Source organism: candidate division WOR-3 bacterium (assembly GCA_039803925.1).
GTDB lineage: Bacteria > Hydrothermota > Hydrothermia > Hydrothermales > JAJRUZ01 > JBCNVI01.
In genome coordinates this window covers 1-25279 of sequence record JBDRZL010000006.1, presented here as the reverse complement: position 1 = coordinate 25279, position 25279 = coordinate 1, and the positions used below count along the sequence as shown (strand labels likewise).

Genomic DNA, 25279 nt, shown 5'->3' with positions numbered 1-25279 from the left:
TAAAATGGCAGTAGAATCTTATATAATTCCAATAGGAACAGAAATGCCTGATTTTGAATTAAAGGACCCTTTTGGAAAAAAATTTTCCTCAAAAGAACTAATGGGAGAAAAGGGATTACTAATTGTTTTTACCTGTAATCACTGTCCATACGCAAGGGCTATATGGCCAAGACTTTTAAAACTTGGAAGAGAAATAAAAAGTAAAGGGATAAACACAGTAGCAATAAATCCTAACTCAAAAAATTCTGAATATCCCGAGGATTCTGTTGAAGAAATGAAAAATAAAATAAAAGAATGGGGAATTTTTTTTCCCTACCTTGTTGATGAAACTCAGGAAATAGCAAAAAGTTATAAAGCTCAATGCACCCCTGATATATATTTAGTTGATAAAAACATGAGACTTTTTTACCACGGAAGATTTGATGACAACTGGAAGGATGAAAATCTTGTAACAAGAGAAGAATTAAAAGAAGCCTGTTTCAAACTCATTAATGATGAAAAACCCCCTGAGATTCAAAAACCCTCAATAGGTTGTTCTATAAAATGGGTTTAAATTAAAAATTTGAAGCTAAATAAATTAAAAAAAGAAAAAAGTCCCTACCTAAGGTCTTACGCTGATTCACCTGTTAATTTCTATCCTTGGTCTTATGAAGCCTTTGAAAAAGCTTTAAAAGAAGATAAACCAATTTTTTTATCCATAGGGTATTCCTCCTGTCACTTTTGTCATGTCATGAAAGAGGAAAGTTTTTATGATGAAGAAGTTGCAAAAATATTGAATGAAAACTTTATATCAATTTTAGTTGATAGAGAAGAAAGACCAGATATTGATAACTTTTATATGAATTTATCCTTCTACCTGACAAATAAAGGCGGATGGCCACTCACAATTATTATGACTCCTGATAAAAAACCCTTTTTTATCTCTACCTATATTCCTAAAACTCAGAAATTCGGATTAAGAGGAATTATTGATATTTTAGAAGAAATAATAAAATTATGGGAAGAAAAAAAAGAGGAAATAAAAACCTATGCTGATAACATAATAAAAAATTTTGAAAGGCAAGAAAAATTATTTCCACTTGAAATTGAAATAAAAAAAGAAGAGTTTAAGTGTATTTTTGACAGATTATTTTTATATTATGAAGAAAATTTTGATGAAGTAAATGGTGGATTTGGATATTCACCTAAATTTCCCACACCACAAAATAACTATTTTCTTTTAAGGTATTATAAAGTTAAAGGAGAAAAAAAGGCAATTTTAATGGTAGAAGAAACCCTTAAAAATATGAGGAAAGGGGGAATATTTGACCAGATAGGCTTTGGTTTTTTCAGATACTCAGTGGACAAGGAATGGAGAGTCCCACATTTTGAAAAAATGTTATACGACCAAGCACTTTTAATTTTATCTTACATTGAAACATACCAAGTTACAAAAAATAATTTTTATTTAAATACAGCTCTTGAGATCTTTGAATTTCTTGAAAGGGAAATGAAAAATAAGGATGGAGCTTATTTTACAAGTATTGATGCAGATTCAGAGGGAATTGAAGGAAAATATTACTTATGGAATTATGAAGAATTAGAAAAGAATTTAGATAAAGAAGAATTTGATTTTATAAAAAAATACTTTGAAATAAATAATGAAGGAAATTTTGAAAATAAAATTATTTTTCATTCAAAAAAATTAATTGAGGAAGAAAATCAAAAAAAATGGATAAATATAAGAAAAAAACTTTTAAAAATAAGGGAAAAAAGAATAAGACCTTTTACCGATTATAAAATTCTAACTGACTGGAACTCTCTTTTAATGATTTCACTTTTGAAATTATACAAGGTTACAGATAAAGAAAAATTTTTAAATTCTGCACTTAACATCTATAACTTCATAAAAAACAATTTAATCAAAAATAAAAAAATATTTCATGAAAACATAGAGGGAGAAACAAATTTAGAAGGATTCTTAGATGACTATTCCTTTTTCATATGGGCACTTATTGAATTATATGAAACAATTTTTGATGATAAACTAATTGATGAGATTGTTTATTATACAGATTATGTTATTGAAAAATTCTTAAATAAAGAAAATTACATATTTAATTTTACAGAAACAGAAAAAAATGATTTGCCTTTTGAAAATAAATCAATTTTTGAATCTTCTTACCCTTCCGGAAACTCTGTTATGCTCTCCAATTTAATAAAACTATATTTCATAACAGGTGAAGAAAAATATTACAATTTCTCTCATAAAACATTAAAAACACTATTCAATTTTTTAAAAGAAGCCCCCTATGCTTTTTCTTTTCTTTTAAGTAACATTTTTTATTTTAATGAAAATACTCAACTTGTGATATTAGGTAATAAAGAAGATGCAATTGAATTAAATTTAAAAATCAATAAGATATTTGAGCCTTTTATACTCTTAATTTTGAAACAAAAAGAGGATGAAATTTATAAAAAAATAGATGAGAAAACAACCTATTTTTTATGTAAAAACTTTAGTTGTGATTTAAAAACTTTTGATAAAAATTTAATCTTAAAGAAAATCATAGGGGTTTAAATCCAGCTTAATTTTTGAATTTAAAGGAACAAGGTCTAAAACCTTTTTAATTAAATTTTTATCTTCCACTTTCAATATCAATCTATTCCTGTAAAAGCCTTTGATTTTTGCTATCGGGGGTACAGAAGGACCTAAAATTTCAAGGGGAAGGGAACTTTTTTTAATTTTCTCTTTTATATATCTCAATATATCCTCACCATCCTCAGGAATTTTTGTATTTGTTTCTATTAAAATGAGATTTGAAAAGGGTGGGTATTTGAATTTTTTCCTTTCTTCAAGTTCCTCTTTATAAAAACCTTCAATATCAAAATTCAAAACCTTTTCAAAAATTTTTTCATCAGGATTATAGGTTTGAATAATTGTTTTACCTTCCTTTCTGACTCTACCCATTAATTGAATTAATCTGTGAAACATCCTTTCCCTTGCTCTGAAATCAGGAAAATTCAAATCTTCATCTGCACATAAAAAGGCAGCAAGTCCGACACTTGGATTATCAAGCCCCTTTATAACCATCTGGGTTCCTACAAGTATATCAATATTTCCTTTAATAAAATCATCAAAAACTTCAAATACTTTTTTTCTTCCAGATATTGCATCCCTATCCATTCTTTTAATAATTCTTTTGGGAAATAAAGATCTTAATTCCTCTTCAATTTTCTCAGTTCCAAAAGAAGAAGTTTTTAAATTTATAGATTTACAATTTGGACAAACCTGCGGAGCCTCCTCTTTCCATGAACAAAAGTGACACAAAAGTAAATTTTTCCTTTTATAGTAGGTAAGTGAAATGGAACAATTCGGGCAAAAAGGTATAAATCCACATGTTTTACATTGCATAAAATGAGCAAATCCCTTTTTATTTATAAATAAAATCACCCTTTTATTCTCGCTTAAAACTTCCTCAATATCTTGAAGTAATTTACCTGTTAAATAAAAACGACCTGGTTCAGCTCTTAAGGAGATAATCTCTACCTTAGGATTTCTATAGCCGGATATTCTTTCAGGTATAAAAAAATATTTTCCTTCAACTTTTGATTTATTATAAATTTCTAATGAAGGAGTTGCCGTTCCAAAAATTATAGGTATATCTTCAAGCTCTGACCTTTTTATTAAAATATCTCTTGTATGATAAAATGGTTCTCTTTCCTTTTCTTTATAGCTTTCTTCCTGTTCCTCATCTACTATAATAACACCGAGATCTTTAAAAGGGAGAAAACTTGCTGACCTTGCTCCAACAACTACACAGGGTTCATCAGAAAGTATATGATGTAAAACATCCCATTTTTCATCAGGATTAAGAATAAAGGCATAGAGAAAAAGCTTAAAATCTTTAAATAAAAAGTAAGGAGCAATCTGAGGTAAAAGGGAAATTTCAGGCACAAGGATAAGTGCCTTTTTACCTTCCTTTAAAAATCTTTTTACTATTTCTCTATAGATGAAAGTCTTTCCGCTTCCTGTTACACCATGGATTAAAAAAATTTTTTTATCCTTCTCCTCAAAAAATTCATCTATTATTCTTTTCTGAATTTCAGTTGGTTTATCTGGTAAATTTATTTCACTTAATTTAAAATCAAAAAATTTTTGTTTTTTGTTCTTGAATAAAAATTCCCTTTCAATTAAATTTTTCTTTTCTAATTTTTTGAGATAACTTATAACACCACTTTTGAATTTTTTAATTAAATTTTTCCTTGAAACTCTTTTTTTAATTTTTATAAATTCAAGGATAATTTTTTCTTTTTCCTCAAGATTTTTTTCAAATTTTTTGAAAACATAAAATTCCCTTTCAATAAAACTCGATGAAGAAGGTATAAAAAATTGAAGCACCTTATCAAAACTTGTTCTGTAATAATCTTTACACCATAAAATAAAATCAACTACTTTTTCTGGATAGGTAAAACCAAAATAATCCTCTTCTTTAACATCTATGATTTTACTAAAGTCAATACTCGGATTTTTATTTTCTTTAAGAGTAATTCCGATTCTCTTTTTACCCTTTACTTTTAAATAAAATAATGAACCCTTAGTTAGTTTTTTTTCACTTTTATAAGTTAAAGGTGTGGGTATTCCTGTAACAAGAAAATCGTAAAATATCATCAAAATTTATTTTAGAGCTTTATTAACTTTATATCAAATTTTTTTCCTTCAACCTCAATTATACCATATGTATTTACAAAAGAAAAAAATTTATCACAAACTGAACCTGGGTTAAAAAGATGAATATTTCCCATTTTTTTATTAAAAACTCGGTGGGAGTGTCCGAATATAATAAGGTCAACATTATCTCCCTCGAACTTTTTTAAAACTCTTTTCTCTATTCCAAAAGGTGCACCTGTTCCGTGATAAAGCCCAACCTTCAAGTTTTCAATTTCAAAAATTTTTTTTTCGGGTAAAATTTTAAATAAAAAGGGTTCATCCATGTTTCCAAAAACCGCATGGAGTAAAAAATTTTTTTCGAGAAACCTATAAAATTCTTCTGAAACAAAATCTCCTGCATGAATAACCCCTTCACTTTTTTCAATTTCTTTCAAAACTTCTTTTGGCAATTCCTTTGCTCTCTTAGGTATATGAGTATCTGAAATTATTACAAATTTCTTCACTTTTTCTTTTTATGTCTCATCTTTTTTCTTCTTTTTTTTAGTTTATGTTTTTTTATTTTTTTAAGTTTCCTTTTTCTTCCGCAAGGCATATTTTTTTATTTATTATTAAAAAGGGAATTAAACCCTTTCATTCTTCAGGTATTTTCATTTTAGGTGAAGGTTCAAAAACTATTCTCCACCTTGCAGGAATTGGAACTTTTTCTTTTGTAGCAGGATTCCTTCCTGTTCTTGGTTTTCTCCATTTAACCTTAAATATACCAAATCCCTTTAAGGATACTTTTTCCTTTGATAAAAGGGAATTTTTTATTATATCTATACACTTTTCAACCACAATCTTTACATCTTTTCTCGGGAGACCAGTTTCTTTATGTATTATCTGTATAATTTGATGCTTTGTCATTATTTTTTTCCAAATTTTTAAGGAATTGAACCCAATAATAATATAATTTTAAACTTGTTATTTTTCAACTGGTGGTATAGAAAAAACGGAATTTTTTCCCATCTTTTTAGCTTCAAAAAGAGCCCTATCTGCAAGAACAAGAAGTTTTTCAGGTTTATCAGTAGAAACAGGAAAACTTGAAACACCGAAACTTGCTTTAATATTGAATGAAAGATCTTCCCTCACATAAATTTTATTTTCCTCAAGTTCCCTTCGTATAGTATTAGCAATAACAACACCCTCCTCAAGGGAAGTTTTTGGAAAAATAAAAGAAAATTCATCACCACCATATCTTGAAATTATTGCATAAGAATAATCACTGGAAATGAAAAAGTTCTTTAAAAATTCCCCCACCTTCTGCAAAACCCTTCCACCCACAAAATGACCGTGTAAATCGTTTATCTCCTTAAAATTATCAAGGTCCATAAAGATAACCGTTACTGGAAAATTACTCCTATCACTTAAAAGTGTTCTTAAAGAGACAAGAAAAAACTTTGAATTGCTTAAATCTGTAAGATCATCCTTGGTAACAAGGTTCTCTATTTTTTCCTGAAAATCAATTAATTCGTATAAAAGTGAAAGGAAATAAAAAAACAAAATTTCATCATCTTTCAAATCCTTTTCCCTTGTTCCTATAAAACCTATTGTTTTGTCGTAACTAAAAAAGGGAAAAATTATTGAATCCTTTAACTCTTCAAAAATTAAAGAAGAAACATAAGGAACTTCCTTAAAATGTATATCCCTGTATTCAATCTCTTCGGGCAGAAGACTTTTATCTAAATTCATACACTCAATCAGAACATATTTGTCTTTAATTTTTTTATAAAGAAAAAAACTCTTTTTATTAGAATTTAATATTTCTTTAAGTATCAATTTTGTTTTATTCTTATTCCACAAAAAATTCAAAATATAAGGGAAATTACCGAGTAAAATTTTCAATTTATCTTCTTCCGCCATAAATTGGAATCCCTTTTTTATTTTCAATTACAAATAAATCATTTAAAAAATCAATTTCTTTGATTTCTTCCATCTTAAAAATTTTATCCTTATTTCCTTCTTCAAGATCAATATACCCCAGATTACTTATTAAAAAATTTTTATTCTTTATTTTAAAAGTTTTACCCTCTAAAAGTAAATCTTTTAAATCAATTTCTTTAATATCCTCCTCTACTTCAATTATATTTGAATTAATAAGAACATTGGCCAAAGTCCCAATATCAAAAAGAATGCTTGAAAATTCAGGAAATCTTATCTCTGAGAGAATTGAAGCAAGGTTTGGAACTGGTCCCTGAATATCAAAATCACCATATGAATTAAAAGATAAATAAATATCCTTTTCCAGTTTACCGGAAAAAATTCCGACTCCGAGTCTAAATAGGCTCTTCAAGGGTTTATCTATACCGAGAGCATCGGGGAAAAATCCCCTGTATTCAGAATAATTTTTTCTTATAAATTCCTCTGATTTTTCAAGAAGTTCAAGGGCACATAAAAGAGCTCTTTCACCTGAATTTTCGCCAGGCTTTATGAGCACCTGTTCTGAAACAGCCTTTTGGAATCTCATTCTATGTCCGCTCAAAACACTTTCCTCAAAAACTTCCTTATATAATTTTCCTGAGTTTTCAGAAAAAAAGGCAATACCTCCATCACCTGTTTCCTTAACTGGAAATCCCCCATAAGAAATTATAGAGTTTTTCATTATTTCTTGAAATTTCTTTTTTAGTGATAGTTCTTTTTCAGCATTAAAGAGAGTCAGAGACATAAATGTTGAACCCCTTATATCATATACTAAAACTGAAATTACATTTTTATATTTCTTTAAAAAATCTTTAAATTTTTTAGGTTCCTCAATTTTTACTTTTATTCTTTTTAAATTTTTAAGTTTTATAAAAGCTCCTCTTGGAATCAAAGAAAAATAAACAAAAGAATCACTTTTTTTAGCATCTTCATAAGGATTTTCAAGAGGTCTTATTAAAATTTTTTTCTCCATCAGTTTCAATTCAAAAATTTTTTGAAGAATATCCTTTACAAAATGAACATTTTTTGAATAAAATTCTGTTAGATTAATATCTATTCCAAGAATTTTTCTTTCCAAAAATCTATCAAAAAAAGGAGAAGATTCTCCTTTAAAAAATTTATACCCCTCAACAAATAATAATTTTAAATCTTTTTCGAAATCCTTAAAATCAAGATGTAATTTTTCAAAAGCTCTAAAAAATTTCAAAATATAGAATATATGATTCTCAGGAATTAGGGGTAAGGGATTTTCTTTTTTAATTAAATCCTTTAACCTATCCTTTAAAGTGATAGATGTAAATCTAAGAATTTTTGTAAATTCTCGGCTTAATTTATCTGAAAGTTCAAATATATTTTCTTTTTCAAGGTCATCTTTAATCTCCTTTATCTTTTCATCAAAAAATTTCAATAACTCTCTTTTTGTCTCCAAAATTTTATCATCTTTTTCATTTTTATTAATTTCTGGTTCAAGTAATTTAAAAACTCTCTGATTCCATTTTACAATTTTTTTACATACTTCCTTTTCTTGTACACTTAACCTATCTATAATTTCATATCTTTGTAATTCATAAATAATAAAGGTAATAAATAGGGTAAAAAGACTAATTGAAAGTTCTTCTTTAGTCAATATTTCACTTAAGGAAGTTATATCAAGAAGTTCAAAACTTTGACTTAATTCTAAAAATTCATCCCATTTTGTTCCAAATTTTCTCTTACCATTAAAAAGTTTTCTTGATATTTTATAAAAAAGATATTCCAGCAATTCCTTCCAAAAACCTTTCAATTCTTTTTTATATTCATCATAAATCTTCTTTAAAGTATCATAATCTGAAATCTTCTCTACATCAAAAATTACAAGAGGAGAATCAAATTCCCTTTTGAAATTACTAATTAAACTTTTTAATTCCTCTGACAAGACTTCATAAACAAAATCTTCAATATCATAAATAATCTTATAGGGTTTTAATAAAGACTCTGAGTAGAGTAAGGATTCAAAAAGTCCTTTCTCCAAAAAATTTTATCTCACTGATGGCAATTTTTCTTTTATCATCTGCTCAAGTTCTTCAGGGTTGGGCGAAAAAGATAGTGCTGTCTCTAATGTAATTTTTCTTTCCATATAAAGTTTAAATATAGACTGATTCATTGTCTGCATTCCAAATTTCTGAGAAGCCTGAATTACTCCATAAATCTGATGCAATTTATTATCCCTTATTAAAGCCCTAACTGCAGGTGTTGCCACAAGAACTTCACAGGCAAGAACTCTTCCACCTCCAATTTTTGGTAAAAGAGCCTGAGTAACAACACCGAGCAAAACAAAGGCAAGTTGAGCTCTTACTTGCTGTTGTTGATGTGGTGGAAAAACATCGATAATCCTGTTAACAGATTCAACAGCTGAATTAGTATGTAATGTAGCGAGTGTTAAGTGTCCTGTTTCTGCAATAGTTAATGCAGCAGCTATTGTTTCATAATCTCTCATCTCACCTATCATAACAACATCTGGATCCTGTCTTAAAGCATACTTTAAAGCAGCTTTAAAAGATTTTGTATCACTTTCAACCTGTCTCTGTGAGATTAAAGCTTTTTTATTTGCAAAAAGATATTCTATAGGGTCTTCAATTGTAATAATATGACATCTTCTTTCTGAATTAATTTTGTCTATTAGTGCTGCAAGGGTTGTTGATTTACCACAACCTGTTGGACCTGTTACAAGAATAAGTCCCTTTGGTCTTGTTGCAAGTTCTGGAATAACAGGTGGTATTCCAAGTTCCTCAAAACTTCTGATTCTGAAAGGTATAGTTCTTATAGCAATTGAAACTGTTCCTCTCTGTTTGTATACATTCGCCCTGAATCTTGAAAGTCCTGAAATTCCAAAAGAAAAATCACATTCCCATTCCTCCTCAAATTTTTTCTTGTGCTCATCTCTCATAACTGAATAAGCAAGAGCCTGTGCCTGTTCAGGAGTAACAGGTGGGTACGAAGAAGGAATAAGAACACCATCAATTCTAAACATAGGTGGTGCACCAGCAGAAATATGAAGGTCGGTTGCCCCTCTCTGAACCATCTCCTGTAAAAGAGAAAGCATTTGAACCTTTGTTTTTTTATCCTCAGCCTCCGGTGTTACTTCAGGTTTTTTAACTTCCGCTCTTTTGGGTACATTTTCAGCCATTTTTTATTCCTTTCTTTAATAAAGGGTTTGAACCCATTTTTATTCTTCTCCTCCTGCTGTAACTCTCAAAACTTCTTCAAGAGTTGTTATACCCTTTAAAATTTTTCTTATTCCATCCTCCCTCAAAGTATGCATACCTTCTTCTCTTGCAACCTCCCTTATCTGGTCCGATGTCGCACGATTTAAAATCATCTCTCTTATTCTTGGTGATATTGTCATAACCTCGTATATACCTATCCTTCCTTTATAACCTGTATTATTGCAGACTTCACAACCTTCCCCTTTATAAAATTTCATATTTGGAATCTCTTTTTCCGATATTCCAAGTTCTTTTATAAGTTCAGGATCATAAGTAACTTCTCTTTTACATTTCTGACAGATTCTTCTTACAAGTCTTTGAGCCTGAATTAATATCACAGAAGAGGCAATCAAATAAGGTTGAATACCTAAATCAACTAACCTGTCAATCGTTGTTGGAGCATCATTTGTATGTATTGTTGAAAAAACAAGATGACCTGTTAGTGCAGCTCTTATTGCTATTTCAGCTGTTTCTGAATCTCTTATCTCTCCCACAAGAATAACATCAGGAGACTGTCTTAAAAAAGCCCTTAAAGCATTTGCAAAATCAAGATCAACTTCTCTATTAACCTGAACCTGATTTATCCCTTCTATGTTATATTCAACAGGGTCCTCTATCGTTATAATTTGTCTATCAGGGGTATTAATGGTAGAAAGAGCTGAATATAGAGTTGTTGTTTTGCCACTTCCTGTAGGACCTGTTACAAGTATTATTCCATAAGGTGAATGAATTGCTTTTAAAAATCTTTGAAGATCATCTTCCTCAAACCCAAGCACCTTAAGATCAAGACTAAGCCCTGATTTATCAAGAATCCTCATTACCACCTTTTCACCAAAAACCGTAGGAACAACTGAAACACGAAAATCAATCATTCTCTCATTACCATTATCATCCTTTAATTTTAATTGAATTCTCCCATCTTGTGGCTTTCTTCTTTCCGATATGTCAAGATTAGGACTGCACATAAGCTTTATCCTTGAAACAACTCCTGTTTTCAATCTCTGGGGGAGATCTGCATAAACCTGCAAAACACCGTCTATTCTCAACCTAACTCTTAAAACCTTTTCAAAAGGTTCAATATGAATATCAGAGGCTCTTTTTGTAACAGCATCTTTTATTATTTTATTAACAATTTTCGTTATCTGGGTATCTTTACTTAACTTTAAAATCTCTTTTTCATCAAGATTTTCCTCATAATCCTCTACTTCCACATCTTCTAAATCAAATCCTATGAGTTCCTCTTCTTTTTCTTTTTTCTTCAATTCTTCTATCTTTGCTATTTCCTTTTTATAAGCCGGGAAAAACTTTTCAAGAGATCTTCTAAGAGCTGATTCTGCAGCAATAACTGGTTCTACATCTAGTCCTGTTATAAATTTAACATTCTCAAGAGCCTGAATATTTGAGGGATCAACCATAGCGAGAAATAGAATATTTGCTTTTCTTGCAAGGGGAAGAACCTCATACTGAAAACAGATATCAGGAGGTAAAAGTTTTAAAACTTCATCAGGAATTTTTATATCAGAAAGATCAATGGCAGGGACACCAAGCTGTTTTGCAAGAACCTCAACAAGCTGTTTTTCAGTAATATAACCAAGTTCTACAAGGGTTGAACCGAGCCTTTTACCAAGTTCTTTTTGTTTTTTTAATGCCTCTTCAAGTTGCTCCTTTGTTATAAGACCGTGTTTTATTAAAAGTTCTCCAATTTTTAGAGCCATAATTTATTCAATTTTTGTTTCTTTTAAAACTTCTTCCGGTGTCGTTATACCTCTCAAAACTTTCCTTATTCCTGCCTCTCTTAGAGTAATCATACCTTCCTCCACTGCAGCTTTTTCAATTTCAAAGGTAGGAGCCTTTTTTAATATAAGTTCCCTTATTCTCCTTGTTATTGGCATCACTTCATAGAGTCCAGTTCTTCCTTTATATCCTGTTTTAAAACATTTCTCACACCCTTTTCCCCTGTAAAATTTAGCCCCTTTTAATCTATCTGGGTTTTCAGGAGATAAATCTAAAACTATATCTTCTGGTTTATATTCCTCCTTGCAATTCTCACAAATTTTTCTGATAAGTCTCTGAGAAACCACAACTAAAAGAGTTGAGGCAATTAAGAAAGGTTCAATATTCATATTTACAAGACGGGTAACAGTTGCAGCAGCTGTGTTTGTATGAACAGTGGATAAAACAAGGTGACCTGTTAAAGATGCCCTTATAGCGATTTCTGCTGTCTCAAGATCACGAATTTCTCCTACCATTATTATATCAGGGTCCTGTCTTAAAAAAGCTTTTAGACCAGCAGCAAAAGTCATACCTACCTCTTCCTTTACCTGAACCTGATTTATACCATGAAGTGTAAACTCAACAGGATCTTCCACAGTGGAAATATTAACATCTATTGAGTTGAGTTCCTGAAGAGCAGAATATAGGGTGGTTGTTTTTCCACTTCCAGTAGGTCCTGTAACAAGAATTATTCCATTGGGATTTTTAAGAGCTTTTCTGAAAATTTTTAAGGATTCTTCCTCAAATCCAAGAGCATCTAAATTTAACTCTATTGCAGACCTATCCAAGATTCTCATAGCAACTTTTTCTCCATAAACCGTTGGAACAGTAGCAACGCGAACATCAATCCTCTTATCTCCCAACTTTAGCCTTATTCTTCCATCCTGTGGTCTTCTCTTTTCTTCCAGTTTCATTTTCGCCATTGCTTTTATTCTTGCTACAATAGGTCTTATTAATTTTACATCCCTCTTTAAAACCTCCTGCAATACACCGTCAATCCTATATCTAACCCTTAAATCTTTTTCGTAGGGTTCAATATGTATATCAGAAGCTTTTCTTCTTATTCCCTCAAGAAGAATAGCATTTACAAGTTTTACAACAGGTGATGTTTCATCCTTTATGCTCGTAATATCTTCTGCTTCATCCTCTACTTTATCATGAGTCAAACTTTTATCATCATCAGAAGTTAAAAGAACTTCTTCTATACTTAAATCAAGATTTTTACCAGTTAAATTATCAAATGATTCTTCTATTGCTCCAGAACCTGTTCTCTTTTCTATCCCGGATCCTCCACTAATTACCTCTATTCCCATATCCTCACTTTCAATCTTAACTATCTGATCCATCATATCTTCAACCTTATAATATTTTTTAATTGCATCTTTAATGTAATCTTCAAGACTAATAAGAGGAACAATTTCAAGCTTTGTTAAAAACCTGACATCCTCAATTGCAAAATGATCATCCGGATTAGCCATTGCAAGGAATAACTTATTCCCCTTTTTTGCAAGTGGTATAACATCATACCTTGCAGCCACATGAGGAGGAATAAGTTTTATCACATCCTCTGGAATGTTTTCAAAATGCTTGGCTTTTGCTACCGGAACATTCCCATACTGCTCTGCTAAAACTTTTAAAATATCATCCTCAGAAGCATATCCAAGTTCAAGTAAAATAGAACCAAGCCTCTTACCATTTTTTTTCTGCATCTCAAGAGCTTTTTTTAACTGTTCCTCATTGATAACTCCTGCATCTATAAGCATTTCACCGATTCTTTTTATCCTTTTCATTTTTCTTTACTACTTTATATATAAATATTAAAGTTTTAAAAGCAATTTTCTCAACTCATTCAATATAAAATGAGAACTCTGAAATTTAATCTCTCCCCTTGTTCCTTTAAATAACTTTTTAAAAACTAAATTCTCTTTTTCATAGGAAATTGAAAAATAAACTGTTCCCACTGGTTTTTCCTTTGTTCCCCCGGTAGGACCTGCTATACCTGAAATAGAAAGCCCAAAATCTGAATTAAAAATTTCTCTTACATTCTTTGCCATATCCCTTACAACAGGCTCAGAAACAGCACCAAATTTTAAAAGATCTTCTTCTTTAACTTTCAAAATTTTTTTCTTTATTTCATTTGAATAAGCAACCACCCCACCTATAAAATATTCTGAACTTCCTGGAACATCTGTAATCCTTGAAGCTAAAAGACCACCTGTACAACTTTCTGCTACACTTATAGTTTTACTTTTTTCCTTTAATAATTTTCCAACAACTTCCTCCAACATAAGGGGACCTTCTGAAGAAATCTCCTCTTTAAATTCATCCTTAATAATCTCTTTAATTTTTAATACCTCTTCTTTAATTCCCTTGATTCCAAGAATAACACCACCTGTATAGGGAAGGAAAAAAAGAAAATTTAAATCTATTTTATCCTTTAATCTATCTTGAATCTCAATCTCTTTTTTAAAAGGTAAATCAAAATACAAAACCAAATAACTTTCATCAACTTCAAAATCTTTCAAAATTTTATTCAGAGTATACTCAAATTCATTTTTTGGACCTGGTAAAGCAAATATTTTTTTTCCATCTTTTTCTATAAGAAAAGCATGAGCAAGACCTACTTCGTTTATATATAATTTAGAACCCCCAGGAAAAAGACCATACTTTCTGTGTTCCTTTTCAGATAAACTTTCTTCTCTCTTTTTTAGTTCTCTAAAAACATCTTCGTTAAAAATAAGAGGAATTTCTAAAAGTTCAGAAATACTTTCTCTTGTCAAGTCATCTACAGTTGGACCAAGACCACCAATTATAAAAACTATATCACTCTTTTTTAAACAAATAGAAAGAGCCTCTTTTATTTCCTCTTTTGAATCAGGAACAGTTAAATGAAAACTAATTTCTTTTCCTATTTCCCCAAGTTTTTTTGCAAGATAATAAAAGTCTGAATCAACTCTAAAACCTCTTAAAATTTCACTTCCTGTTGTAATACAGGAAATTTTAAAATTCACGCAGGAGTTTTACTTGATAAGTGTCTTATAACCATCTTTGCTATTTCTTTTAAAGTTTCAAAAACACCTTTTCCAACTGTTGCGACTGCTTCATAATAGGGAACACTATCTTTATTTAAATTCTTTTGAAGTTCTTCAATTGAAGCAGCATTGGGTAAATCTCTTTTGTTGTATTGAATTACATAGGGTATATCCTCTAATTTTAACCCATAGGTCTCAAGATTTTCTATCATATTTTCAAAACTTTCAATATTTTCATCCATCCTTTCTATCTGAGAATCTGCCACAAAAACTATACCATCAACACCCTTTAAAATAAGCTTTCTTGAAGCATTATAAAAAACCTGTCCTGGAACTGTATATAGGTGAAATCTTGTTTTAAATCCTCTAACATTTCCAAGATCTATAGGAAGAAAATCAAAAAACAAGGTTCTTTCCTGTTCTGTTGCAACAGAAACTAATTGCCCTTTAAGATCAGGTGAAAGTTTTTCATATATGTATTTTATATTTGTCGTCTTCCCGGATAGCCCAGGTCCATAATACACTATTTTAACATTAATTTCTCTTGCAGCGTAATTTATAAGAGCCATTTTTTCTTAAGGTCCAAAAAGTTTATCAAGTTCTTCTTCTGCTTCTTTTATAAAACTTTTATCAAAAACTTCCTTTGTAGGTGCCACCTTAAGTTTCTCAAATAGTTCATCAAGAACTTTTTCCAGTTCTTCAGAAGCATGTTTGGTTCTAACTTTTACAAGTCCCAGTGTTGTCTTGGAATCAAAAAGAACAGCAAGAATAACTCTATTTGCTACAAGAGAAATAAACAAGGAGTTTTTTTCACCCTGATGGTAAAGGGAAGAAAAACTTTTTTCTCCTATAAGTTCTGCCAGCTGACTTGTTGCACCAAAATCAGCAGCTGAAAGAGTAGCAAAAGAAACTAAATCAAAACCACTTATATCACCTATAGAGGTAATTAATTGTCCTGCTTTATCAATAAGTAAAACAGCATTTGAATTTGAAGTTTCTTTTAATTTTTTCAAAATTGTCTCTACTTTCTTAAAGCTTTCCTCAATATATTTATATTCACTCATTTAAGTTCTATCACCTCCCTGTTTTTTAAAACTTCTCTCAAAGTATAATTATCAAGATAATCAAAAGTTGTTCCAAGTGGAATTCCTGAACGAAATTTTGTCATTTTAAGATTATAACCTTTAAGTTTATCAATTAAAAAATAGATTGTGACTTCACCTTCAGGTAAAGGCGGAAAAGCAAAAATTATTTCTTCCACTTTTTTCTCCTTTAAAATCTTAAAAAGTGAATTTAATTTTAAATCCTCAGGATATATGTTTTCAAGAGGAGAAATAAGTCCACCGAGGACAAAATATCTACCATTAAACTCTCCTGTTTTTTCAAAGGTCCAGACTTCCTTAGGAGTTGGCACTATCATCAAAACATTTTCCCTTCTTTCATCTCTGCATATTTTACATGGGTCCTCCTCATCAAAATTATTACACAGAGAGCATATTTTTATTTTCTCCCTCAGCTCTTTAAATCTCTCTATAAAATAAGAAAGCCTCTCTTCTGGTTTATCAAGAAGATAAAAAACTATTCTCTCTGCAGATTTTTCACCTATTCCCGGCAATTCATTAAAAGCTTCTATAAGCTTTTTTATAAGTTCATTCATATGATTCCTTTAACTTATCTATAAATTGCTCCTCATTAAGTATAGGAATCTTATATTCAAGAGCTTTTCTGTATTTTGAACCTGGTTCTTCCCCAACAATCACAAAGTCCGTGCTCCTTGAAACAGTATTTGAAACCCTTCCACCCTGTTCTTCCACAAGTTTTGACGCCTCCTCCCTTGTAAAATTCTTGAGTGTCCCAGTAAATACAACTGTTTTTCCACTAAAAAACCCCTTCTTTAATTTCTTTTCCTCAAAGGTTATTCCTGCATTAAGTAATTTATTTATAGTTTCAATATTTTTCTCATTCCTGAAAAAAGAAACAATTGATTCTGCCATTTCAGGTCCTATTTCAGGTATGCTTCTAAGTTCAACATATTTTGCATTTTTCAATCTTTCAATTGAACCAAATCTTCTTGCAAGAAGCTTACCACCCCTTTCACCAATCAAAGGTATTCCAAGAGCATAAATGAACCTCTCAAGAGTTGTTTTTTTACTCTTCTCGATAGCTTCCATTATATTCTTTACTGACTTATCAGCCATTCTCTCCAACCTAATCCAGTCACTGTATTTGAGATAATAAATATCGGCAATACTTTTAACCATTTTTCTTTCAACCAGCTGATCTATGAGTTTTGTTCCTATGCCTTCTATATCCATTGCTTTCTTACTTACAAAATGTTTAAGAGAACCTTTCAATTTTTCGGGACAATCAATTGAAATACATTTTAAATAGGCACCTTCCTTCATAACACTACCCTTACAAACAGGACATTTATCAGGTGGCACTATTTCCCTTTCCTCACCTGTCCTTCTTTCCTTTACAACTTTCACAACTTCGGGAATTACATCACCTGCTCTTCTCAAAAAAACATAATCACCAATTCTAACATCCATTCTTTTTATTTCATCAAAATTATGAAGAGTTGCCCTCTGAACCACAACTCCCCCAACCGGTGTGGGATCAAATACAGCAACTGGTGTTATTATTCCCGTTCTCCCCACCTGGAATATAACCTCCTTTATTCTTGTTGTAACTTCCTTCGCAGGAAACTTCCCAGCAATTGCCCACCTCGGTGACCTTATTGTAAAACCAAGTTCCTCCTGCATTCTTATAGAATTTACCTTTACAACAATTCCATCAATCTCATAGGGTAAATTGTCCCTTTCATCCTTCATTCTGTTATAGTAATCAATTACTTCCTTGATATTTTTACACTTCTTAATTAAGGGATTTACTGGGAGACCAAATTTTTTAAGAGCATTTAATACCTCCTCCTGTGTCTCAAACTTTATTCCTTCATAATAACCTACTCCCCAGGCAAAAAATTTAAGTTTTCTCTGGGCTGTTATTTTGGGGTCAAGCTGTCTCAATGAACCCGAAGCAGCATTCCTTGGATTTGCAAAAGTTTTTTCTCCCTTTTTTAGATTTTCATCATTTAATTTTTTAAAATCTTCTATAAGCATATAAACTTCACCTCTTACATCTATTCTGTCAGGAATTCTAAAGTCTTCATTTTCAATTAAATATAGAGGAACTTCTTTTATTGTTTTTACATTCAAAGTAACATCCTCCCCAACTGAACCATCTCCTCTTGTCCCGGAAGCTTTAAATACACCTTTTTCATAAACAATTTCCAAGGAGAGCCCGTCAATTTTTAGTTCTGCCATATATTCTATATCCTTATCCATAGGTAAGTTCAAAAACCTCTTTATCCTTTCATCAAATTCAAGTAGTTCCTCCTCATTTCTCGCATCCTGAAGGGAAAACATTGATTCTTTATGATTAAAAGGTTTGAATTCCTCCTGTGGCTTTTCACCTATACGTCTCGTTGGTGAATCAGGTGATTGAAACTCAGGGTATTTCTCTTCCAATTCTAAAAGTTCCCTGAATAATTTATCATATTCTTCATCAGAAATAACAGGATCATTTAAAACATAATACCTGTAATTATGATAATTAATTTCTTTTCTTAATTCTAATATTCTTTTTTTAATTTCCTCCTTATTCATCCTTCCTTTCTTTTTGCAAAATACTCTTAAGGGTTTCAATTATTATCTCTGCTGATTCCTCTTCAGATTTTCCTTCAGTATCTATAATTTTTGTACCCCAGAATCCCTTGAAACTTTCTGGAATAGGACCTTTAACATAAAAAACCTTATATCCTAACCTATCTTCAAAATCTCTTATTCTTTTTCCAAGCCAGAAACAAGTTAAGGGTGAAAGGGGTGGCTCGGTAAAAAATCTTATTGTTGATTCCTTTTTTGTTATTACAATCTTCATTCTTTTCCCTCCTTTATAATATTAAAGGGATCTGATGTTCCGATTCTCTCAACACCCATTTCTATTAAAATTTTTGCAAATCCATAAGTTCTTATTCCTCCTGATGCCTTTATCCTTACATCATTTTTTAAAGATTTTTTAATTATTCTTATATCAGAAAGTTTTACACCTCTTGAAAGAAAACCTGTTGAAGTTTTAACAAAATTTGCACCTGATTCACAGACAATTTTTGTTGCAAGTGAAATTTCCTCTGGCGTTAAAAGACCACACTCTATAATAACTTTTATAGGTTTACCTGATGCAACCTTTACTACCTCTTCTATTTCCTTTCTTACATCTTCGTAATTCCCATCCTTGAACTTCTGTATATTCATTACCATATCAACCTCATCACATCCTTTTTCAATAAGTTTTTCTGTTTCCCTTTTTTTTATATCACTATTTCCATACCCAAAGGGAAAATCACATACTGAGATTAACTTTAAATTGGTATTTTTCAAAATTTCCTTTGCCTGAATAACCCTTGTGGGAGGCACACAAACTCCAAACACTCCAATTTCAATAGATTTTTCAATAAACTCTTTGTATTCTTTCCATGTTTTTTCAGGTCTTAGAAGAGTTGCTTCAATATACTTTCTGATTTCCATAACATAATTATTATAAATTAAACCCTAAATAAATAGAAAATTGTACCGAATATGTTAATAGACTCTCTAATTTCAAATTTTTTTACAAAATCTTTTGCTTTGAAAGACAAAATACTTTCCCTTAAAAAATTATATTCTGGATAAAAAATTGAGAGAAATTTTGTAAAAATATAAATATAGGGAATAAAAATTAAAGAATAGGGGAAAAGTGGTCTTGTCATATCAAGAATATATATATTTCCGCCATCTTTCAAAACCCTTTTAATTTCATTAAAAAAGGCACCACTAATTCCTATATTTCTTAAAACAAAACTATTTACAACAAAATCAAATTTTCTTTCCTTAAAGGGCAAAAAGAAGGCATTAGCTCTTAAATAAAATATTTTTTCATTTAATTTTCTCTTTTCAAGCATATCCTTAGATATATCAATAGCAAAAATCCTTTTTACCTTTTTTCTTTTGCTTAAATATAAAGCAAGTTCACCCTTACCTGTTCCTATATCACAGATAATCCCTTTTACTTTTCTTGATAAATACCATCTTGAAAAATGGTCTATTCCAAAAGAAAAAATAAAATTAACATAATCATAGATTTTCTTTATCCTTTTGAACCTGTCTTCCATGTTATAGATAAAAAAGTTTAAAGATTATTTTATTTGGAAAAGGATAGATTATATAGTAAAGAAAGGTGCCAGTAAAGAGAAAGGGTAAAAGAGGTAAATATTTTTCTTTTTTTCTTAAAATTAAAATAAAACCTAAAATAGAACCTATTAAAAAAGAAAGGAAAAAAACAAAAAATAGATCAAAACCTCTTATATATATTGCAATTAAAGCAAATACATAGGGATCTCCCTCACCAAGTGCTTCCTTTTTAAAAATTCTTCCAAAAATTAACCTTAAAAAAAGACCAAAGAAAAATGCAAAAAGGGCATAGAAAATTGAAGAAATCAAATGATTATTCAAAAAAGAAATAATAAAACCTGTATAAAGGGAAGGAAAAAGTAAAACATCGTATATATACCCAGTTTCATAATCTATAAAAGCCATTATCATTAAAAAATAGTTAAGAAATATCATTTCAAACATTAAAGGAGAAAATTTAAATTTAATATAGGATAAAAGAAATAAAACTCCTGTTAAAAATTCTACAAAAGGGTATCTAAAACTTATTTTTTCTCCACAGAATCTGCATTTTCCCTTTAATAAGAGAAAACTTATTAGAGGAATATTATCATAAAACTTTATTTTATTTTTACATGAAGGACAGAAAGAAGAAGGATAAACTATTGAAAGATTTTTTGGTACCCTATAGATAATAACATTTGCAAAACTTCCTAAACACAAACCCAGAATAAAAAAAATTATTTCAACCAGCTGCCAATACCCTGTTTTTACCGCTTTCTTTAGCTTTATAAAGAGCTTTATCTGCTTTATCAATTAAAGTCTTCTCATCCTGGGCATCATCAGGAAAAACAGCCACACCACCTGATATTGTGAGTTTACCACCCGGTTGTTTTTCTTCCTTAGGAAATCTTGTTTTTTCAATTATTTTTCTTACTTGATCACCATAGGTCATTGTTTCAAACTTATTCCTTCCAGGTAAAAGCACTACAAACTCTTCTCCTCCGTATCTTGCAGGTATTCCATTAAGTGTTTCTGCTGTTTTTTTCAAAATCTTTGCAATACTTCTTAAAAGTTTATCACCCATAGGGTGTCCATTTGTGTCATTGTATTTTTTGAAAAAGTCTATATCAAGCATAAAGATACCCACCTTATAACCATCCTGTTTTGCCTTTAAAAGCTCTCTTGAAAGCCTTTCCATAAAATATCTTTTGTTATAAATTCCAGTTAAACCATCAGTATCAGCCATTGTCTGAATCTTCTCAAGGAGCATAGCTGAGTTTAGAGCAAGAGAAGTAAGTTCAGAAATCATTTGAAGGGCTTCCATGGATGTTCTTAATGCCTCCTCTTTTGTTTCCCTATATGAGACCCCCTCTATCTTTTCCTCCTTTATTCCTGAAACAGCAATAACTCCAAAATTTGTTGCCTGGTAAGTAAGAGGTGAAATTATCTCATAATCCATTCCAAAGGGATCAGCAAGATAAGTTTCAGGTAACCCATCAACAAGGGCATCCTGAAACATGGTATCTTTATCCATTATATACCTTTTTTTTGCAACATAACCTATTGGACCTTCCCCTAAATTATAAACAAGTTCACCTCTCTTTAAAGTTCCCTTATCACTTAACGTCCTGTGCTCAAAAAGCACATATTTTAAACCTTCGTCCTGCGGGATAAAATAATAAACATCTGTAACATTTAATATATTTTTTGTTTGCTCAAGAACGAGATATATAATCTCTTTCTCCTCTCTGAGTTCACTCAAAGCTCTTGCTAGATTAATAACAGATTGAGTTATTCTTTTTCTTTTCGAAAACATAACATTAAGTTCATCAATTCTTGCAGTAAGTTCTTTAACCATAAATTCATGTGTTTCTCTTAACCCCTTCAATCTCCTTTCGTACTCTTTTATCTTTTTGTCCCTTTCCCTTAATTTTCCCCTCAACTCAAAGATTACAATCATAAGGATAATAATAAAAGCAAGAAAAAAACTTAAAACTAAATATACATTATCCTTTAGAAATTCATCAATCATAATAGCCTCTCAATCAATTTTTCTTCTATTTCTATAAGTTTATTATAAAGTTCTTCTTTTAATTTTTCAAAATCTTTTTCATCCACTGGAATTTTCCCTTCAAATATTTTTTTCTGAACATGGTCATAAGCCTCAGAACGTTTTTTACCTTTTTTTAAGAGAAAATAGAGAAATTCCTGAGAAAAAAGTTCTTTTTCATATTTTTTGAAATTTTCTTTTATTTTTTCTTTATTTATTAATAAATTTTCCAAAATAAAAATCATCTTATCAAGCATATAAACAGTTAAATGGGAAGCATCTGGTAAAACAATTCTTTCAGTAGAAGAGTGGGATATATCCCTTTCGTGCCATAAATTAGTGTTTTCAAGAATAGAAATAAGATAACCCCTTAAAAGCCTTGCAAGACCACATATTCTCTCTGAAATAACTGGATTTTTCTTATGGGGCATACTTGATGAACCTTTCTGACCTTCACTAAAAGGCTCACTTAATTCACCAACTTCTGTTCTTGAAAGAAGCCTTATCTCAGTTGCTAACCTTTCAAGAAAATTCCCTATTAAAACAAGACCGAAAAGGAATAAAACATGTCTATCCCTCGGAACTATCTGTGTAGAAACTGGTTCTGGTTTTAAATTAAGTTTTTTTAATACATAAAACTCAACTTCAGGTGGAACATGGAGATAATTTCCAAGAGATCCAGAAATTTTTCCAAAGGAAACCTCTTTAATTATTTCCCTTAATCTTTTCTCATTTCTCTTCGCCTCTGAAAGATAAGAAAGAAATTTATGGGAAAGAGTCATTGGCTCGGCAAACATTCCATGTGTTCTACCTGCTATTAAAATTCCCCTGTTTTCCTTTATTTTATTCTCCAGAACCTTTTCTAAAATTTTTAGTCTATTCAAAACAATTTTTAATGTATCCCTCATCTGAATGGCAATTGTAGTATCAAGAAGATCCGAGGAGGTTAAACCAAAATGAACAAAAGGCGCAATATCTTCACCTACTTTTTTTTCAAGAACATCGACAAAAGCAGCAACATCATGATTTGTTATTTTTTCTCTCTCTTTAACCTCTAAGGGTGTTATTATAATATTTTTCTTTTTAATTCTATCTGATATCCCCTTTGGCAAAATCCCATTTTTCTCAAATCCTTCTATTGTCAGGATCTCAATTTTAAGCCATAATTTCAGTTTATTTTCTTCACTCCATATTTCTTCAATCTCTTTTATTTTGTACCTTTCAATCATATTTTCTCCTCAACAATTAAATCCGTTAACCTTGATTTAAATTTTTCTGCTTGATAAATTTTTTCAACCATTTTAACTGTAAAATCTATATCACTATTTACGAGAACATAATCAAAAAATTTCCACATTTTGCTTTCTTCTTTAGCCTCCTTCAATCTTCTTTTTACAAGTTCTTTTTCCTTTGGGTGTCTTTTAGTTAATCTTTTTTCTAACTCTTCCCATGAGGGAGGGAAAAGAAATATAGAGACAACATCATCAAAGTATTTTTTTAAATTAAAAAGACCTTTTGAATCCATATCAAATAAAACATAAAAACCTTCCTTGAGCCATTTAAGAACAGGCTCTTTTGGTGTTCCATAGTAATTACCATAGGCAAAAGTCCATTCTATCATTTCACCTCTTTCAATCTTTTTTTTAAATTCCTCTTCTGTTATATAATAATAATCCACACCTTCAATTTCTCCCCCTCTCTTTTCTCGGGTAGTGTAGGATACTGAATACTTAAGTTCATTACCAAATTTTTCCATTAACCTCCTCACAATTGTGGTTTTTCCAGTTCCTGAGGGACCTGAAATTAAAAATATAAAGGGTTTCCTTTTTAAATTAATCAACTTTAATTCTTATATTATCTATTAATCTTGCCCTTCCAAGGAAACAGGCTATTCCAATAAGAATCTCACCTTTTATTTCCTTAAGTGGTGATAGATTATTTATATCTACAATCTCAATATACTGTATTTTTATTAATCTTGAATTTTCTTTAATGAATTTTTCCATTTCTTTTATAACTTTTTCAGAATCCCTTTCTCCTTCCTCTATTATTTTTTTTGCAAGTAAAAGAGATTTATATATAACCGGTGATTCTTTTCTTTCCTCAGGGGTTAAATAAATATTTCTTGAACTCATCGCAAGCCCATCTTTTTCTCTAACAGTTTCAACGGGTAATATTTCTATATCCATATTTAAGTCTTCTACCATTCTTTTTATAACAATCAATTGCTGTGCATCTTTCCATCCAAAGGCTGCTATATGGGGTTTTACTATATTAAAAAGTTTTGTAACAACTGTAGTAACACCCCTGAAATGACCAGGTCTATACCTGCCACAAAGAGTTTCAGTTAGTTTTTCAACCTCAACATATGTAGAAAAATCTTCAGGATACATTTCCTTTTCCTTAGGATAAAATATTATATCAACTCCTTCTCTTTCACATAAATTTCTATCCTTTTCAAATACTCTTGGATATTCCCTATAATCTTCTTTTGGTCCAAACTGTATCGGATTAACAAAAATTGAAACAACAAGAACATCACATTTTCTTCTTACTTGTCTCATAAGTTCAAGATGCCCTTCATGTAGAGCTCCCATTGTTGGAACAAAACCTATTATTTTACCATTTTTTCTTAATTCTTCTGATCTTTTCTGCATTTCTTTAATTGATTTTATTATTTCCATAGTCAATTACCCCTTTTATTGAATTTTTATCAATAATTTTATAAACTCCCTTTTTATTTTCAATAAATTCTTTTATTTTTTTATTGAAAACAGGGTGAATAAAAAAAGGAGCAATTTCAGATAAGGGAATTAAAATAAAATTTCTTTTATGTAAAAGTGGATGGGGGATTATAAGTTTATCATTTTTCATTATTAATTTTTCATAAAAAAGTATATCAATGTCAAGTGTTCGTGCTTCATATTTTCTTTTTCTCACTCTTCCAAATTTTTTTTCAATCTCCTGATTTTTTATTAAAAGTTCATAAGGGGATAATTCTGTATAACCTCTTATAACCATATTAAGAAAATTTCCACCTTCTGCATTTCCCCATGGTTCTGTTAAGTAAATAGATGAGAAATCCTTTATCTTAAAATATTTTTTTATTTCAAAAAGAGAAAAAAGAATATTTTTCAATCTATCTCCTTTGTTTGAACCAAGAGAAAGGAAAACTTCATTCATATTAAGAGTAACATTTCAATAAAACTTTCCTTGTTTTTTAATCACATTATTAATTATAATCAAAAAATGCCAGTATTTATTATAAAATGTCCAGGATGTGAAACTAAATATAAAGTAAGTACTGAAAAAATTAAACCAAACTCTAAAATTCGATGTCCAAAATGTCAAACTGTATTTAT

The 25279-nt window shown here is 30.2% G+C and carries 24 protein-coding genes; 2 read left to right on the top strand and 22 right to left on the bottom strand.

The window, feature by feature from the left end:
• Positions 1–4: 4 nt before the first annotated feature.
• The gene (locus ABIN17_04030; GenBank protein ID MEO0284228.1) at positions 5–553 is read left to right on the top strand and encodes a thioredoxin family protein; all 549 of its coding nucleotides are present in this window, start codon (positions 5–7) and stop codon (positions 551–553) included.
• 9 nt (positions 554–562) lie between these two features.
• The gene (locus tag ABIN17_04025) at positions 563–2560 is read left to right on the top strand and encodes a thioredoxin domain-containing protein (protein MEO0284227.1); all 1998 of its coding nucleotides are present in this window, start codon (positions 563–565) and stop codon (positions 2558–2560) included.
• Here ABIN17_04025 and priA read toward each other — a convergent pair.
• The 22 genes from priA to folK all read right to left on the bottom strand — a co-directional run bounded on the left by priA (position 2537) and on the right by folK (position 25100).
• Positions 2537–4651 (bottom strand): primosomal protein N', encoded by a 2115-nt coding sequence (gene priA, locus ABIN17_04020; GenBank protein ID MEO0284226.1) that lies wholly within the window; start codon positions 4649–4651, stop codon positions 2537–2539. The genes ABIN17_04025 and priA overlap by 24 nt on opposite strands.
• Positions 4652–4662: 11 nt before the next feature.
• Positions 4663–5154 carry a metallophosphoesterase gene (locus ABIN17_04015; GenBank protein ID MEO0284225.1) on the bottom strand — a complete coding sequence of 164 codons (492 nt, stop codon included), beginning with the start codon at positions 5152–5154 and terminating at the stop codon, positions 4663–4665.
• 127 nt (positions 5155–5281) lie between these two features.
• A complete protein-coding gene (locus ABIN17_04010) occupies positions 5282–5554 on the bottom strand; it encodes an HU family DNA-binding protein (protein MEO0284224.1) in 273 nt (90 codons plus the stop codon).
• Between the two features lie 57 nt (positions 5555–5611).
• Complete coding sequence (locus tag ABIN17_04005; GenBank protein MEO0284223.1) at positions 5612–6550, bottom strand: GGDEF domain-containing protein; 939 nt, start codon at positions 6548–6550, stop codon at positions 5612–5614.
• Complete coding sequence (locus ABIN17_04000; GenBank protein MEO0284222.1) at positions 6534–8618, bottom strand: hypothetical protein; 2085 nt, start codon at positions 8616–8618, stop codon at positions 6534–6536. The genes ABIN17_04005 and ABIN17_04000 overlap by 17 nt, the downstream gene beginning before the upstream one ends.
• Positions 8619–8624: 6 nt before the next feature.
• Positions 8625–9689: a type IV pilus twitching motility protein PilT gene (locus ABIN17_03995; GenBank protein MEO0284221.1), complete on the bottom strand. Its 1065-nt coding sequence runs from the start codon at positions 9687–9689 to the stop codon at positions 8625–8627.
• Between the two features lie 123 nt (positions 9690–9812).
• Entirely contained in the window at positions 9813–11567 is a 1755-nt protein-coding gene (pilB, locus tag ABIN17_03990) for a type IV-A pilus assembly ATPase PilB (GenBank protein MEO0284220.1), read from the bottom strand.
• A gap of 3 nt (positions 11568–11570) precedes the next feature.
• Positions 11571–13415, bottom strand: coding sequence for an ATPase, T2SS/T4P/T4SS family (locus ABIN17_03985; protein ID MEO0284219.1), 1845 nt, complete (start codon positions 13413–13415; stop codon positions 11571–11573).
• Positions 13416–13442: 27 nt separating this feature from the next.
• Positions 13443–14636 carry a nicotinamide-nucleotide amidohydrolase family protein gene (locus tag ABIN17_03980; protein ID MEO0284218.1) on the bottom strand — a complete coding sequence of 398 codons (1194 nt, stop codon included), beginning with the start codon at positions 14634–14636 and terminating at the stop codon, positions 13443–13445.
• Entirely contained in the window at positions 14633–15226 is a 594-nt protein-coding gene (locus tag ABIN17_03975) for a GTPase domain-containing protein (protein MEO0284217.1), read from the bottom strand. Before ABIN17_03975 ends, ABIN17_03980 begins: the two co-directional genes overlap by 4 nt.
• 6 nt (positions 15227–15232) lie before the next feature.
• Entirely contained in the window at positions 15233–15721 is a 489-nt protein-coding gene (locus ABIN17_03970; GenBank protein ID MEO0284216.1) for a roadblock/LC7 domain-containing protein, read from the bottom strand.
• Entirely contained in the window at positions 15718–16314 is a 597-nt protein-coding gene (gene recR, locus ABIN17_03965; protein ID MEO0284215.1) for a recombination mediator RecR, read from the bottom strand. Before recR ends, ABIN17_03970 begins: the two co-directional genes overlap by 4 nt.
• Positions 16307–18325 (bottom strand): NAD-dependent DNA ligase LigA, encoded by a 2019-nt coding sequence (ligA, locus tag ABIN17_03960; GenBank protein ID MEO0284214.1) that lies wholly within the window; start codon positions 18323–18325, stop codon positions 16307–16309. Before ligA ends, recR begins: the two co-directional genes overlap by 8 nt.
• Positions 18318–18596, bottom strand: a complete 279-nt coding sequence (locus ABIN17_03955; GenBank protein ID MEO0284213.1) for a hypothetical protein — start codon at positions 18594–18596, stop codon at positions 18318–18320. The genes ligA and ABIN17_03955 overlap by 8 nt, the downstream gene beginning before the upstream one ends.
• A complete protein-coding gene (gene deoC / locus ABIN17_03950; protein ID MEO0284212.1) occupies positions 18593–19243 on the bottom strand; it encodes a deoxyribose-phosphate aldolase in 651 nt (216 codons plus the stop codon). The genes ABIN17_03955 and deoC overlap by 4 nt, the downstream gene beginning before the upstream one ends.
• Before the next feature lie 17 nt (positions 19244–19260).
• Positions 19261–19866, bottom strand: a complete 606-nt coding sequence (locus ABIN17_03945; GenBank protein MEO0284211.1) for a class I SAM-dependent methyltransferase — start codon at positions 19864–19866, stop codon at positions 19261–19263.
• 1 nt (position 19867) lies between these two features.
• On the bottom strand, positions 19868–20587 hold the full coding sequence (locus ABIN17_03940) for a prepilin peptidase (GenBank protein ID MEO0284210.1): 720 nt from the start codon (positions 20585–20587) through the stop codon (positions 19868–19870).
• 22 nt (positions 20588–20609) lie between these two features.
• Positions 20610–21899 (bottom strand): sensor domain-containing diguanylate cyclase, encoded by a 1290-nt coding sequence (locus ABIN17_03935; protein MEO0284209.1) that lies wholly within the window; start codon positions 21897–21899, stop codon positions 20610–20612.
• Positions 21896–23146 carry an adenylosuccinate lyase gene (purB, locus tag ABIN17_03930; GenBank protein ID MEO0284208.1) on the bottom strand — a complete coding sequence of 417 codons (1251 nt, stop codon included), beginning with the start codon at positions 23144–23146 and terminating at the stop codon, positions 21896–21898. Before purB ends, ABIN17_03935 begins: the two co-directional genes overlap by 4 nt.
• The gene (gene gmk / locus ABIN17_03925) at positions 23143–23757 is read right to left on the bottom strand and encodes a guanylate kinase (GenBank protein MEO0284207.1); all 615 of its coding nucleotides are present in this window, start codon (positions 23755–23757) and stop codon (positions 23143–23145) included. The genes purB and gmk overlap by 4 nt, the downstream gene beginning before the upstream one ends.
• On the bottom strand, positions 23750–24601 hold the full coding sequence (gene panC / locus ABIN17_03920) for a pantoate--beta-alanine ligase (protein ID MEO0284206.1): 852 nt from the start codon (positions 24599–24601) through the stop codon (positions 23750–23752). The genes gmk and panC overlap by 8 nt, the downstream gene beginning before the upstream one ends.
• Positions 24579–25100 (bottom strand): 2-amino-4-hydroxy-6-hydroxymethyldihydropteridine diphosphokinase, encoded by a 522-nt coding sequence (folK, locus tag ABIN17_03915; protein MEO0284205.1) that lies wholly within the window; start codon positions 25098–25100, stop codon positions 24579–24581. The genes panC and folK overlap by 23 nt, the downstream gene beginning before the upstream one ends.
• Positions 25101–25279 lie beyond the last annotated feature (179 nt).